The following is a 14,616-nucleotide window of genomic DNA, read 5'->3' as shown; positions in this document are numbered from 1 at the left end:
GCGTTCAAGGCTGCCCTTCGCAGGGCGGAGCAACGTACCGATGTGCAACGCAACTGTTACAGCGGGAGGACACCGAGCCGTGGCCGTGACCGAACCAGCTCCGGCCGTACCGGCGGCCGTGCAGGCGCACCAGGGCGAACGGAGGACCGGCGAGGCGGGCGCGCTCGAAGGCATCCTGCGCCGCCAGTCGTTGCGCGAATCGGCGGCGCGCACGTACGCGCGCTCGCTGCCGATCGTGCCCGTGCGGGCCAGAGGCCTGACCATCGAGGGCGCCGACGGCCGGCGCTACCTCGACTGCCTCTCCGGCGCGGGGACCTTGGCGCTCGGACACAACCATCCGGTGGTCCTCGAAGCCATCAAGAAGGTGCTCGACTCGGGGGCCCCTCTCCATGTCCTCGACCTCGCCACGCCGGTCAAGGACGCCTTCACCACCGAGCTGTTCGCCACGCTGCCCGCCGGACTCGCCGACAACGCGCGCATCCAGTTCTGCGGACCGGCCGGTACGGACGCGGTCGAAGCCGCGCTCAAACTCGTCCGCACGGCCACCGGCCGCAGCGGACTGCTCAGCTTCACCGGCGCCTACCACGGCATGACGGCCGGTGCGCTGGACGCGTCGGGTGGAGCGACGGACGTACGCGTCGCCCGGCTGCCGTACCCGCAGAACTACCGCTGCCCCTTCGGCGTCGGCGGCGACCGCGGGGCCGAACTGGCGGCGCGCTGGACGGAGAACCTCCTCGACGATCCCAAGAGCGGGGTGACGAGCCCCGCCGCGATGATCCTCGAACCCGTGCAGGGGGAGGGCGGTGTCATCCCCGCCCCCGACGACTGGATGCGCCGCATGCGGGAGATCACGGCGGCCCGGTCGATCCCGCTCATCGCGGACGAGGTCCAGACGGGCGTCGGCCGCACCGGCGCCTTCTGGGCCGTCGAGCACAGCGGCATCGTCCCCGACGTGATGGTCCTCTCCAAGGCCATCGGCGGCTCTCTCCCGCTCGCGGTCATCGTCTACCGGGCGGAGCTCGACGCCTGGGAGCCCGGGGCCCACGCGGGCACCTTCCGCGGCAACCAGCTCGCCATGGCCGCCGGCGCCGCCACCCTCGCGTACGTACGGGAGAACCGGCTCAGCGACCGCGCCGCCACCCTGGGCGCGCGGATGCTGGGCCGCCTCCAGGGCCTGGCCGCCGCCCACCCCTGCATCGGCGACGTACGCGGCCGGGGGCTCATGATCGGCGTCGAGCTCGTGGACCCGGACACCCCCGGCGCCGGCGCCGGCGCACCACCGGTCGACCAGGCCCTCGCCGTGGCTGTCCAGCAGGAGTGCCTGCGCCGAGGTCTCATCGTCGAACTCGGCGGCCGTCACTCGGGTGTCGTCCGCCTCCTGCCGCCGCTCACCCTGACCGACGAGCAGGCCGAGGCCGTCCTCGACCGCTTCGCCGACGCCCTGGCCGCCGCCGAACGTGGCCACCGCCCGCGCCCCCACGCGCACGCCGCTCACCTCTGGAACGCCACAGGAACCACCGGAACCACTGGAAACCCCGCAACCACTGGAACCACCGGATCGGCCGGGCCGACCGGGCCGTCCCACTGACCCCGGACCGATCCCGGACACCCTCACAAGGAAGCCCCTCCCGTGAACGCCAGCCCCTCCGAAGCGTCCGACACCGGCAGCGCCGCACGCGGCCCGCTCACCGTCGAGCAGGCCACCGTCCCGCGCCAGCACTCCGGCCCGTACGACACCCAGCCCTCGACCGCGCCCACGGTCGCGCGTGGCGCGGGCATCCTCGAGGACCCGCTCGACGACCCGGATCCGCGGCGCGCCGCCGATGCGGCGACGATCGAGAACCTGCTGCGCTGCTGGGTACGGGAGAAGAACCTGCCCGCCCCGGGCTCCACCACCCTGCGCATCCCCCTCGAAGCCAGCGGCACCGCCCTCCTCGTTCCCGTCCTCTACTGGTCGCACACGGGATGGCACCGCTTCGGCCCGCCCGCCCTGGAGGGGCTGCATCCCACCGCCCCCCGCGCCGACGCCGTCACCGTCGCCGCCCTGATCAGCCGCGAGACCGGCCGTCCCGAGGGCACCGAACTCGTCGGCCGCGTCGCCGACTCGGCCCACCGCACCGCCGACTTCATCACCGACCGGCGCCGCCGCCCGATCCCCGGACCCGAAGCCGACCTCTTCCTCACCGCCGAGCAGTCCCTGCTGCTCGGCCACCCGCTCCACCCCACCTCCAAGAGCCGCGAAGGACTCTCCGACGCCGAGGCCCGGCTCTACTCACCCGAGCTGTACGGCTCCTTCCCGCTGCACTGGATGGCCGTCGACCCCAAGGTCCTGACCTCCGACTCCGCCTGGACCGAACAGGGCCGCGCCGTCACCGCCGCCCAGCTCGCCACCGGCCTCGCCGACGGACTCGACGTGCCCACGGGCACCGTCCCCCTGCCCCTGCACCCCTGGCAGGCGCGCGAACTGCCGCACCGGCCCGCCGTCGCCTCCCTTCTCGCATCCGGCCTCCTCCATGACCTCGGCCCCGCCGGAGCCGTCTGGCACCCCACCTCCTCCGTCCGTACCGTGCACCGGCCCGGCGCCCGGACGATGCTCAAGCTGTCCCTCGGCGTCCGCATCACCAACTCCCGCCGGGAGAACCTCCGCAAGGAACTCCACCGCGGCGTCGAGGTCCACCGGCTCCTGCGCACCGGCCTCGTCGACCAGTGGCAGGCCGCCCACCCAGGCTTCGACATCGTCCGCGACCCCGCCTGGCTCGCCGTCGACACCCTGGACGGCGAACCCGTCCCCGGCCTCGACGTGATGATCCGGCACAATCCCTTCACCGCAGGGGACGACGCCGTCTGCATCGCCGCACTCACCGCCCCGCGCCCCTGGCCAGGCACCACGCGGATGCGCTCCCGCCTCGCCGACATCGTCACCCGCCTGGCAGCCCGCACCGGCCGCCCCACGACGGCCGTCGCAGCGGAGTGGTTCCTGCGCTACCTCGACCAGGTCGTCCGTCCCGTCCTCTGGCTCGACGGCGTGGCCGGCGTCGCCCTGGAGGCCCACCAGCAGAACACCCTGGTGCTCCTCGACCCCGACGGCTGGCCCATCGGCGGCCGCTACCGCGACAATCAGGGCTACTACTTCCGCGAGTCACGCCGCGACGAGCTGGAGAGCCGCCTCCCAGGAATCGGGTCCGTCAGCGACACGTTCGTCTCCGACCAGGTCACCGACGAACGCTTCGCCTACTACCTCGGCATCAACAACGTCCTCGGACTCATCGGCGCCTTCGGCGCCCAGCACCTCGCCGACGAACGCGTCCTGCTCGCCGCATTCCGCCAGTTCCTCACCTCCGCCACGAGCCTCGGCTCCCCGCTGCCGCACCGGCTTCTGGAGGCCGAGACCCTGCGCTGCAAGGCCAACCTCCTTACCCGTCTGCACGGCCTCGACGAACTCGTCGGTCCCGTCGACACCCAATCCGTCTACGTCGCCATCACCAACCCCCTCCGTTCCTGAAGGCCACACCCCGATCGCACGGCTGAGGTCACCGGCCGTGGACCGCCATCCGAACGAACCCGCCGAGAGGAGACCACCACCGTGCCTCCCGCCGATGCGCGTCCCGGCACCGACGCGAGCCCCGATGCCGGCGCCGGTGCCGGCACCGCCTGCCCGGATACCGACGCGGACCCCGTAACCCGAACCGGAGGCGCCCTGCCCGCTTCCGGAACGGGCAGCGAGGACACCCTGGACCTGCACCTCTCGGACGAACTCGTCGCCCTCATCGCGGCCGGCGAGGGCACGGCAACCACCGACGGCGACCTCCTCGACGCGGTCGCCACCTGGGGCCCCGCCACGACCCCCGTCGGCACGTTCCGCCTCGTGCCCGTCAGGCTCGAGCGCGACCTGGCCCTCATCACACGGTGGATGAACGACCCGGCCGTCGCCGCTTTCTGGGAGCTCTCCGGCTCCGAGACCGTCACGGCCACCCACATCCGCGCCCAACTCGACGGCGACGGCCGCAGCGTGCCCTGCCTCGGAGTCCTCGACTCCACCCCGATGAGCTACTTCGAGATCTACCGCGCCGACCTCGACCCGCTGGCCCGGCACTATCCCGCCCGTCCGCACGACACCGGCGTCCACCTCCTCCTCGGCAGCGTCGGTGACCGAGGCCGAGGTGTCGGCACAACGCTCCTCCGCGCCGTCGCCGATCTCGCGCTCGACCACCGTCCGCACAGCACGCGGGTCATCGCCGAACCCGACCTGCGCAACACCCCTTCCGTCTCAGCCTTCTTGAGCGCCGGCTTCCGCTTCTCCGCGGAAGTCGACCTCCCCGACAAGCGAGCCGCCCTCATGGTCCGCGACCGGGCCCTTCGTCACGTCCTGTGAACGCCTCTCTGCCTTACATACACCGCTCGACCCACAGCGGTTCCCACCCCGAGGAGTCCCCGTGCCGATGTCCCCTGCCACCCATGACTCCACACTGCTCTCACCCGCCGAGCTGACCCCCGAGGCCTGGACCCGCGCCGCCTCGCGCCTGCTCGTCAAGACCATCGCCGAGTTCGCGTACGAGGAGATCGTCGAGCCCGTCCCGGCGCCAGGCACGGAGCCCGACGTCCCAGGGGCCACCGGCACCCCAGGTGCCCCGGAGGGTCTCCGGCCCTACCTCCTCCGCCTCGACGACGGCTCCGCGCTGACCTTCACGGCCCGCCGTGGTGCCTACGGAAGCTGGCGGCTCGACCCCGGCTCCCTGGTGCGCGACGGACGGCCGCTCACCGACCCCCTCGACTTCCTCGTCCGGGCCCGTCGCCTGCTGAACCTCGACGGCGCCACCCTCGGTCATCTGATCCGCGAGCTCACCACCACCCTCGCCGCCGACGCACGCCTCGACCGGACGGCCCTCACCGTCGATCAGCTCGCCGACCTCGGGTACGCCGAACTCGAAGGCCACCAGACCGGCCACCCCTGGCTCGTCCTCAACAAAGGCAGGATCGGCTTCTCCGCCACCGACGCCGCGCGCTGGGCCCCCGAGGCCCGCCGCCCGGCCCGGCTCCCCTGGATCGCCGTCAGCACCGACCTCGCCGCCTACCGCGGAGTCGCCGGCCTCGACACCCCCGACCAGCTCTACGACCGCGAACTGGACGCCGAGGTCCGCGAGGCCTTCCTGGCGGAGCTCCGGGACCGCGGGCTCGACCCCGACAGGTATCTCCTCCTGCCGGTCCACCCCTGGCAGTGGGACGAGGTCATCCTTCCGCTCTACGCCCCCGCGGTCGCCGCAGGGACGATCGTGCCGCTTCCCGCCGACGGCGACCTGCGCATGCCGCAGCAATCCATCCGTACGTTCCTCAACACGAGCAGGCCCGACCGGCACACCGTGAAGCTGCCGCTCTCCGTGCTCAACACCCTCGTCTGGCGCGGGCTCCCCACGGAGCGGACCCTCGCCGCGCCCGCCGTCACCTCCTGGGTCCACGGCCTCCGCGACGCCGACCCGTTCCTGCGCGACGAGTGCGGCGTCGTCCTCCTCGGCGAGATCGCCTCGGTCACCGTCGAGCACCCTCTCTACGACCGGCTGCCCGAGGTCCCGTACCAGTACAAGGAACTCCTCGGCGCGATCTGGCGTGAACCGCTCAAGCTCCCGCCCGGCGAACGCGCCCGGACCCTGGCCGCACTGCTGCACACCGATCCGCACGGCCGTGCCTTCGTCGCCGAGCTCGTCGAACGATCCGGACTCGCGCCCACCGTCTGGCTCCAACGGCTCTTCGCCGCGCTGCTGCCCCCGCTGCTGCACTTCCTCTACCAGTACGGCACCGTCTTCTCCCCGCACGGCGAGAACGCCATCGTCGTCTACGACGACCGTGACGTCCCCGTACGCCTGGCGATCAAGGACTTCGTCGACGACGTCAACATCAGCGACCACCCGCTGCCCGAGCACGAGTCGATGCCGGACGACGTCCGGGCCGTCCTGCTCACCGAGGAGCCCGAGTTCCTCACCCAGTTCATCCATTCAGGGCTGTTCGTCGGCGTCTTCCGCTACCTGGCTCCGCTCTGCGAAGAGCAACTCGCCGTGCCGGAAGGTGATTTCTGGGCCCTCGTGCGGGCCGAGATCCTGCGCCATCAGGCACGCTTCCCCGAGCTGAAGGAACGGTTCGAGCTGTTCGATCTCCTCACGCCGCGCATCGAGCGGCTCTGTCTCAACCGCAACCGTCTGCACCTGGACGGCTACCGCGACCGCCCCGAGCGGCCGCACGCCGCCGTCCACGGAACGGTCCCGAATCCGCTCGCGTGATCCGACTGTCAGTGCCGCGCCGTAGGGTGGACGCGCTATGACGAAGCCATCCCTCCCCGACCTCCTGCACGCCGCCGTCACCGCCGTCGGCGGTATGGAGCGGCCCGGCCAGGTCACCATGGCCGAGGCTGTTGCCGAGGCCATCGACGACAGCTCCCACCTGCTGGTCCAGGCCGGTACCGGCACCGGAAAGTCCCTCGGCTATCTGGTGCCGGCCCTGGCGCACGGTGAGCGCGTGGTGGTCGCCACGGCCACTCTGGCGCTCCAGCGCCAGCTGGTCGAGCGCGATCTTCCCCGCACGGTCGACGCCCTGCACCCGCAGCTGCGACGGCGCCCGGAGTTCGCGATGCTCAAGGGGCGGTCGAACTACCTCTGCCTCCACCGCCTCCACGAGGGGGTGCCGCAGGACGAGGAGGAGGGCCTCTTCGACCCGTTCGAGGCCGCCGCCCCGACCAGCAAGCTGGGGCAGGACCTGCTGCGGCTCCGCGACTGGTCGGACGAGACGGAGACGGGCGACCGGGACGATCTGACGCCCGGTGTCTCGGACCGCGCCTGGGCCCAGGTGTCGGTCTCCTCGCGGGAGTGCCTCGGCGCCAGCAAGTGCGCGTACGGGGCGGAGTGCTTCGCCGAGGCGGCCCGTGAGAGAGCCAAGCTCGCCGAGGTCGTCGTCACCAATCACGCGCTGCTGGCCATCGACGCGATCGAAGGCGCCCCCGTGCTGCCGCAGCACGAAGTGCTGATCGTCGACGAGGCCCACGAGCTGGTCTCCCGGGTCACGGGCGTCGCCACGGGCGAGCTCACCCCCGGCCAGGTGAACCGCGCGGTCCGCCGCGCCGCGAAGCTGGTCGACGAGAAGGTCGCCGACCAGCTGCAGACCGCCGCGGAGGGCTTCGAGCGGCTCATGGAGCTGGCGCTGCCGGGCCGCCTGGAGGAGATCCCGGAGGACCTGGGCTACGCCCTGATGGCGCTGCGCGACGCCGCGCGCGCGGTGATCTCGGCGCTCGGCTCCACCCGGGACAAGTCCGTCCAGGACGAGGACGCCGTCCGCAAGCAGGCCCTGGCCTCCGTGGAGACCGTGCACGGCGTCGCCGAGCGCATCACGCAGGGCTCCGAGTGGGACGTCGTCTGGTACGAACGCCACGACCGGTTCGGTGCCTCGCTCAGGGTCGCCCCGCTCTCCGTGTCCGGGCTGCTCCGCGAGAAGCTCTTCGCGGACCGGTCCGTCGTCCTCACCTCGGCCACCCTGAAGCTGGGCGGCGACTTCAACGGCGTCGGGGCCTCGCTGGGCCTGGCCCCCGAAGGCACCCAGGGCGACGACATGCCGGTGTGGAAGGGCATCGACGTCGGATCACCGTTCGACTACCCCAAGCAGGGGATCCTCTACGTCGCCAAGCACTTGGCCCGCCCCGCCCGGGACGGCGACCGTACCGACATGCTCGACGAGCTCACGGAACTCATGCAGGCGGCGGGCGGCAGGACGCTCGGTCTGTTCTCGTCGATGCGCGCCGCCCAGCTGGCCGCCGAGGAGCTGCGCTCCCGGATCCCCGAGTTCCCGATCCTGCTCCAGGGCGAGGACACGCTCGGTGAGCTGATCAAGAACTTCTCCGCGGATCCGCAGACGTGCCTCTTCGGGACGCTCTCCCTCTGGCAGGGAGTGGACGTCCCGGGCGCCAGCTGCCAGCTGGTCGTGATGGACAAGATCCCCTTCCCGCGCCCTGACGACCCGCTGATGAGCGCCCGCCAGAAGGCGGTCGAGGACGCGGGCGGCAATGGCTTCATGGCCGTCGCCGCCACCCACGCGGCCCTGCTGATGGCCCAGGGCGCGGGACGTCTCGTACGGGCCACGGGTGACCGTGGCGTCGTCGCCGTACTCGATCCGCGGCTGGCCACGGCGCGGTACGGCAGCTACCTCAAGGCCTCGCTGCCCGACTTCTGGTACACGACGGACCGTAACCAGGTGCGGAAGTCCCTGGCGGCGATCGATGCCGCCTCGAAGGCGGCAGGGGTCTGACGAGTCCGGCCCGAGCGAGACCGGGCCAGGGGTCCTGCGGCGATACGGCAGGACCCCAGGACGAGACAGGAACGCAGGAAGCCGGCGCAGGCCCGCGGGCCGGGCGAGGCCCCCATGAACAGAGCAGGGCCCCGGAACCGGCGCAGTGGGTTCCGGGGCCCGGTCAGTGCCGGCGGGGTGGTGTCACACCCGCCGCAGTACCGCCACGACCTTGCCGAGGATGGTGGCCTCGTCACCAGGGATCGGCTGGTACGCCGCGTTGTGCGGCAGCAGCCAGACATGGCCGTCCTCGCGCTTGAATCGCTTGACCGTGGCCTCGCCGTCGAGCATGGCGGCGACGATGTCGCCGTTCTCCGCGACCGGCTGCCGACGGACGGTGACCCAGTCCCCGTCGCAGATCGCCGCCTCGATCATCGAGTCACCGACGACCTTCAGGACGAAGAGCTCGCCGTCGCCGACGAGCTGCCGGGGGAGCGGGAAGACGTCCTCGACGGACTCCTCGGCGAGGATCGGGCCACCGGCGGCGATCCGGCCGACGAGGGGAACGTACGACGCGGCGGGCTTACCCGTCGTGTCCGTCGGCTGGGTGCTCGGCTGGTCGGAGCCGCGCACCTCGTACGCCCGGGGGCGGTGCGGGTCACGGCGCAGGAAGCCCTTGCGCTCCAGCGCCATCAGCTGGTGAGCCACGGAGGAGGTGCTGGAGAGGCCCACCGCCTGACCGATCTCCCGCATCGACGGCGGGTAGCCGCGCCGCTGGACCGAGTCCCGGATGACCTCGATCACCCGGCGCTGCCGGTCGGTGAGGCCGGAGCTGTCGGCCCTGATGCCTGGAGGTCGGCCGGGCAACGAGCGCGTAGGTCGCCCAGGCTCGCCGTCTCCGGTCATGGCTGCGTCATTCATGGCATGCACCGCCTCGAGTCGGCCCTGGGAGCGGTCCTGGGCAGTGATGGTGGCACTGTCTGCGGTGGTGGTCACGTCGGCGGCCCCTCTCGAATGGTCTCCCTGGCTGGCACAACGGTAGTGGCTTTCGAAAGGTTGCGCCAAACACACGTTCGAGTGAAAAAACGCAGATTGCCTTACGTATATGCGCGGCTGGGTGTATACGCAGGCCCGGGCGCCAGTAGCAATTCGGTCATTACGGTACCGTTCAGCGTCGGCCCGTATGTGGGCGGGGGGTGCCCTCCCAGTCTCGCACCCGCGGGGTCCGAATCTGCGGAACCGCGCGGTTCCCGTACCCTCGTGGCCGGTCCTCCGCGCACGGGTCGCGCGACACGCGCGAAGTGCCGGAAATCGGGCCCAACCCCAGATCTAGTGGTTGGATTGCATCAGCCACCTACAAGTTGTGGTCCCCCGTCGGCCGGGGGTGCCCGCATCGCCTATGCTGGTGGTCGCTTCGAGGGGCCTTGACGGGCTCGGCGAGGCTATTCAGTCGTGCCGTGAGGGAGGGTCGGAACCATGCATTGCCCCTTCTGCAGGCACCCCGACAGCCGTGTCGTCGACAGTCGCACCACCGACGACGGGACGTCGATCCGACGCCGCCGCCAGTGCCCTGACTGCTCCCGTCGTTTCACGACGGTCGAGACGTGCTCGCTCATGGTGATCAAGCGCTCGGGCGTCACCGAACCCTTCAGTCGCACCAAGGTCATCTCCGGCGTGCGCAAGGCGTGCCAGGGGCGCCCCGTGACCGAGGACGCCCTCGCCAAGCTCGGCCAGCGGGTCGAGGAGGCGGTGCGCGCCACCGGAAGCGCCGAGCTGACCACCCACGACGTGGGGTTGGCCATCCTCGGCCCGTTGCAGGAGCTCGACCTGGTCGCGTACCTGCGCTTCGCATCCGTTTACAAGGCTTTCGACAGCCTCGACGACTTCGAGGCCGCCGTCGCGGAGCTCCGCGAGCGACGGCCCTCCGGGGAGAACAGGGCGACCGGGGCGACCCCCGAGGTCCCCGTTCCCGCCACCGCCGCCGACTGACCGGCGGACCGGACCGAGGGGTCCGGTCGTGGCCGGTCGCTTCGCGGCCGAAAAAGACGTGTCACGAGCGTCCCGAGTGGGGCTCGCGACAGCAGACAAAGAAGACAGTGCCCTGGGATTATCTGGGCATTTAAGTGTGTTTTGCCCGTATATGGGAGGCGGCATGACAGAGACGGCGAGCGGTCCGGCACGAGGTTCCCGCGCCAAGGGAGCCAAGGCGAGCAAGGGCCTGCGTATCGAGCGCATCCACACCACCCCTGGCGTGCATCCGTACGACGAGGTGGTCTGGGAGCGTCGTGACGTCGTCATGACCAACTGGCGCGACGGCTCGGTCAACTTCGAGCAGCGTGGCGTCGAGTTCCCCGACTTCTGGTCGGTGAACGCGGTCAACATCGTCACCAGCAAGTACTTCCGCGGGGCCGTCGGCACCCCGCAGCGCGAGACCGGTCTGAAGCAGCTCATCGACCGGATCGTGAAGACCTACACGAAGGCCGGGGAGGAGTACGGCTACTTCGCCTCGCCCGCCGACGCCGAGATCTTCGAGCACGAGCTGGCGTACGCCCTCCTGCACCAGATCTTCAGCTTCAACTCGCCGGTCTGGTTCAACGTCGGCACGCCGCAGCCGCAGCAGGTCTCCGCCTGCTTCATCCTGTCCGTCGACGACTCCATGGAGTCGATCCTCGACTGGTACAAGGAAGAGGGCATGATCTTCAAGGGCGGCTCCGGCGCCGGCCTGAACCTCTCCCGCATCCGCTCCTCCAAGGAGCTCCTCTCCTCCGGCGGCAACGCCTCCGGCCCGGTCTCCTTCATGCGCGGCGCCGACGCCTCCGCAGGAACGATCAAGTCGGGCGGCGCCACCCGCCGCGCGGCCAAGATGGTCATCCTCGACGTCGACCACCCCGACATCGAGGACTTCATCCAGACCAAGGTCAAGGAGGAGGAGAAGATCCGCGCCCTGCGTGACGCGGGCTTCGACATGGACCTGGGCGGCGACGACATCACGTCCGTCCAGTACCAGAACGCCAACAACTCGGTCCGCGTGAACGACACGTTCATGAAGGCGGTCGAGGAGGGCGGCAAGTTCGGCCTGACGTCCCGTATGACCGGCGAGGTCATCGAAGAGGTCGACGCCAAGGCGCTGTTCCGCAAGATGGCCGAGGCCGCGTGGGCCTGCGCCGACCCGGGCATCCAGTACGACGACACGATCAACCACTGGCACACCTGCCCCGAGTCCGGCCGCATCAACGGCTCGAACCCGTGCAGCGAGTACATGCACCTGGACAACACGTCCTGCAACCTCGCGTCGCTGAACCTGATGAAGTTCCTGAAGGACGACGGCAAGGGCAACCAGTCGTTCGACTCCGAGCGCTTCGCCAAGGTCGTCGAGCTGGTCATCACGGCGATGGACATCTCCATCTGCTTCGCCGACTTCCCCACCCAGAAGATCGGCGAGAACACCCGCGCCTTCCGTCAGCTGGGCATCGGTTACGCCAACCTCGGCGCCCTGCTCATGGCCACCGGCCACGCGTACGACTCCGACGGCGGCCGCGCCCTGGCCGGCGCCATCACCTCGCTGATGACCGGCACCTCGTACAAGCGCTCCGCCGAGCTCGCCGCGGTCGTCGGTCCGTACGACGGCTACGCCCGCAACGCCGAGCCGCACCAGCGCGTCATGAAGCAGCACGCCGACGCGAACACCGTGGCCGTCCGCATGGACGACCTCGACTCGCCGATCTGGGCCGCGGCCACGGAGGCCTGGCAGGACGTGATCCGCCTCGGCGCCAAGAACGGCTTCCGCAACGCGCAGGCCTCGGTCATCGCCCCGACCGGCACCATCGGTCTCGCGATGTCCTGCGACACCACCGGCCTCGAGCCCGACCTCGCCCTGGTCAAGTTCAAGAAGCTCGTCGGCGGCGGCTCGATGCAGATCGTCAACGGCACCGTCCCGCAGGCCCTGCGCCGCCTGGGCTACCAGGAGGAGCAGATCGAGGCGATCGTCGCCCACATCGCCGAGAACGGCAATGTGATCGACGCCCCCGGTCTGAAGACCGAGCACTACGAGGTCTTCGACTGCGCCATGGGCGAGCGTTCCATCTCCGCGATGGGCCACGTCCGCATGATGGCCGCCATCCAGCCGTGGATCTCCGGCGCCCTCTCCAAGACCGTGAACCTGCCGGAGACGGCCACGGTCGAGGACGTCGAGGAGGTCTACTTCGAGGCCTGGAAGATGGGCGTCAAGGCGCTCGCCATCTACCGCGACAACTGCAAGGTCGGCCAGCCCCTCTCCGCGAAGAAGAAGGAAGAGGAGAAGACCGAGGTCACCGCGAAGGCCGAGGCGACGATCCGCGAGGCCGTCGAGAAGGTCGTCGAGTACCGCCCGGTCCGCAAGCGTCTGCCCAAGGGCCGCCCGGGGATCACCACCTCCTTCACGGTCGGTGGCGCCGAGGGGTACATGACCGCCAACTCCTACCCGGACGACGGTCTCGGCGAGGTCTTCCTGAAGATGTCCAAGCAGGGTTCGACGCTCGCCGGCATGATGGACGCCTTCTCCATCGCCGTCTCCGTCGGTCTGCAGTACGGCGTCCCGCTGGAGACGTACGTCTCGAAGTTCACCAACATGCGCTTCGAGCCGGCCGGCATGACGGACGACCCGGACGTGCGGATGGCCCAGTCGATCGTCGACTACATCTTCCGCCGTCTCGCGCTGGACTTCCTGCCCTTCGAGACCCGCTCCGCGCTCGGCATCCACTCGGCCGAGGAGCGTCAGCGTCACCTGGAGACGGGCTCCTACGAGCCCGCCGACGACGAGATGGACGTCGAGGGCCTCGCCCAGTCCGCCCCGCGTCAGACGGAGACCCTGAAGGCCGTCTCGACCCCGCCGAAGGTGGAGGTCCCGGCCCCGAAGCAGGCGCACACCTCGGCGGAGCTCGTCGAGATGCAGCTGGGCATCAGCGCGGACGCCCCGCTGTGCTTCTCCTGCGGTACGAAGATGCAGCGGGCCGGCTCCTGCTACATCTGCGAGGGCTGCGGCTCGACCAGCGGCTGCAGCTGATCCTGCGGCTGACCCCGGGCTCAGCTCCGGGTGATGCTCCCGCATGAGGGCGGTGGTGCCGATTCGTCGGCGCCGCCGCCCTCGGCGTTCGTGGTGCCCCGCTGGCTCGCTGCCGCACTGCGCGCACGACCAGAGCGCACCAGCCGGCCGCCCGCCAGGCCTTGTGCCGGGAGGGCGGCGGTAACAGGGTTCTGGGCATGACCAAGAGAATCGAGTCGTCCGTCCGCCTGTGAGCGAGACGTCCGGGACAGCAGAGCCCGGATCCCCGACCACGCTGTTCGAGCATGCACTCCGGCTGCATCGTCTGACGCCGGACGCGTCTCTTCGCCACTACCCGCACGCGGTCACGGTGCTGGAGGCGTACGTCCGCCACCTCGGGCACCTGGGGCCGATGGTCGAGCGCTACTGCACGGCGACGACGGTCGCTCGCTACCTGGGTACGGAAGTTCCCGCCTGGTCGGACGACGCCGGTCTCGCGGCACGCTGGGGCGAGGCCAGGAGGTCGTATCTCGACCTGCTCGTGCGGAGTGGCGTGACACGGCCCGGGAGGGGCCGGCGGCCGGCCACGAACGGCTGACGTGGCTCGTCGACTCCGTCGCGCCGGAACTCGATCTACGGGGCTCCCTCGCCGGCTCTCAGCTGCCCTCCGTCAGCGGCCGCGGGCCGAACGGCGAATGAGAGGGGGACCGGCCTCGGGCCGGTCCCCCTCCTGCTGCGTCATGACGCGCTCCTGTGCGTCATGACGCGCCTGTACCGGGCGGGGTCAGGCGGTCCTGGCGCCCATCTGCGCCGCGAAGGTCTGCGGGTCCGCGTCGAAGCCACGACGGATCGACCGGTAGGACCAGCCGTCCGGCCCGTCGCGCGTGAACTCCACGACCGTCGCCGCCGTGGACCCGGCGACATCCTCGAAGCCGTGAGCGGCCAGCTCGGTGTACCCCTCACGCACCCGTACACCGGTGTTGGCGATGGCGCCGAACGTCAGCTTTCCGGTGCCCTGCTGGATGGCGACTCCCACCACCACGCGCGCGTAGCGCGGCGCGAGACGGTCGAGTTCGAGGATCATCGCCTCGTCGTAGCCGAAGCCCTGGCCCGTACGGCTGTCCCGGCTGAGCGTGATCGTGCCGTCGGGGGAGCGGCTGTCGAAGTGCACCAGATAGGCGGGCGAGCCGTACGGATCGTCCGCTGTGTAGACCCCGGCGATGATGTCGAGATCGTGCGCCGCGGCGCCGATCGGACTGGGGTCCCACTTGAGCGTCACCTCGACCTTGCCGACCCCCTTGTTGAGTCCGCTCACCGTGAATCCCCTCTCTGTGTAC

General features: G+C 70.6%; 10 protein-coding genes. 8 read left to right on the top strand and 2 right to left on the bottom strand.

Annotated elements, in window-relative coordinates:
• Window positions 1–79 precede the first annotated feature (79 nt).
• From ACZ3OF_RS27610 to ACZ3OF_RS27590, 5 genes are all read left to right on the top strand, one after another.
• Complete coding sequence (locus ACZ3OF_RS27610) at window positions 80–1,588, top strand: diaminobutyrate--2-oxoglutarate transaminase family protein (protein ID WP_467307411.1); 1,509 nt, start codon at window positions 80–82, stop codon at window positions 1,586–1,588.
• A gap of 42 nt (window positions 1,589–1,630) precedes the next feature.
• The gene (locus ACZ3OF_RS27605; RefSeq protein WP_467307409.1) at window positions 1,631–3,502 is read left to right on the top strand and encodes an IucA/IucC family protein; all 1,872 of its coding nucleotides are present in this window, start codon (window positions 1,631–1,633) and stop codon (window positions 3,500–3,502) included.
• Between the two features lie 81 nt (window positions 3,503–3,583).
• The gene (locus ACZ3OF_RS27600) at window positions 3,584–4,372 is read left to right on the top strand and encodes a GNAT family N-acetyltransferase (protein WP_467307407.1); all 789 of its coding nucleotides are present in this window, start codon (window positions 3,584–3,586) and stop codon (window positions 4,370–4,372) included.
• Window positions 4,373–4,439: 67 nt separating this feature from the next.
• A complete protein-coding gene (locus ACZ3OF_RS27595) occupies window positions 4,440–6,269 on the top strand; it encodes an IucA/IucC family protein (RefSeq protein WP_467307452.1) in 1,830 nt (609 codons plus the stop codon).
• A 37-nt stretch (window positions 6,270–6,306) separates the two neighbouring features.
• Window positions 6,307–8,280, top strand: coding sequence for an ATP-dependent DNA helicase (locus tag ACZ3OF_RS27590; protein WP_361680625.1), 1,974 nt, complete (start codon window positions 6,307–6,309; stop codon window positions 8,278–8,280).
• A 183-nt stretch (window positions 8,281–8,463) separates the two neighbouring features.
• Here ACZ3OF_RS27590 and lexA read toward each other — a convergent pair whose 3' ends face one another.
• Complete coding sequence (lexA, locus tag ACZ3OF_RS27585) at window positions 8,464–9,255, bottom strand: transcriptional repressor LexA (protein ID WP_361441655.1); 792 nt, start codon at window positions 9,253–9,255, stop codon at window positions 8,464–8,466.
• 480 nt (window positions 9,256–9,735) lie between these two features.
• On the opposite strand from lexA, the gene nrdR reads away from it, so the two are divergent.
• The 3 genes from nrdR (at window position 9,736) to ACZ3OF_RS27570 (ending at window position 13,877) form a co-directional block, all read left to right on the top strand.
• Window positions 9,736–10,248: a transcriptional regulator NrdR gene (gene nrdR, locus ACZ3OF_RS27580; RefSeq protein WP_361680622.1), complete on the top strand. Its 513-nt coding sequence runs from the start codon at window positions 9,736–9,738 to the stop codon at window positions 10,246–10,248.
• 163 nt (window positions 10,249–10,411) lie between these two features.
• A complete protein-coding gene (locus tag ACZ3OF_RS27575; RefSeq protein WP_467307403.1) occupies window positions 10,412–13,300 on the top strand; it encodes a vitamin B12-dependent ribonucleotide reductase in 2,889 nt (962 codons plus the stop codon).
• A gap of 229 nt (window positions 13,301–13,529) precedes the next feature.
• Window positions 13,530–13,877 (top strand): hypothetical protein, encoded by a 348-nt coding sequence (locus ACZ3OF_RS27570; protein WP_467307401.1) that lies wholly within the window; start codon window positions 13,530–13,532, stop codon window positions 13,875–13,877.
• Between the two features lie 186 nt (window positions 13,878–14,063).
• Here ACZ3OF_RS27570 and ACZ3OF_RS27565 read toward each other — a convergent pair whose 3' ends face one another.
• The gene (locus ACZ3OF_RS27565; protein WP_361680326.1) at window positions 14,064–14,594 is read right to left on the bottom strand and encodes a TerD family protein; all 531 of its coding nucleotides are present in this window, start codon (window positions 14,592–14,594) and stop codon (window positions 14,064–14,066) included.
• Between the last annotated feature and the right edge of the window lie 22 nt (window positions 14,595–14,616).

Source organism: Streptomyces sp. NPDC022552 (assembly GCF_055561875.1).
This window is presented reverse-complemented; position numbering and strand designations above follow the sequence as displayed.

Bases quoted from the DNA above. Each gene is read 5' to 3' on its own strand.
- ACZ3OF_RS27595 (WP_467307452.1), top strand. From the start codon at position 4,440: ATGTCCCCTGCCACCCATGACTCCACACTGCTCTCACCCGCCGAGCTG.
- ACZ3OF_RS27590 (WP_361680625.1), top strand. From the start codon at position 6,307: ATGACGAAGCCATCCCTCCCCGACCTCCTGCACGCCGCCGTCACCGCC.
- nrdR (WP_361680622.1), top strand. From the start codon at position 9,736: ATGCATTGCCCCTTCTGCAGGCACCCCGACAGCCGTGTCGTCGACAGT.
- ACZ3OF_RS27575 (WP_467307403.1), top strand. From the start codon at position 10,412: ATGACAGAGACGGCGAGCGGTCCGGCACGAGGTTCCCGCGCCAAGGGA.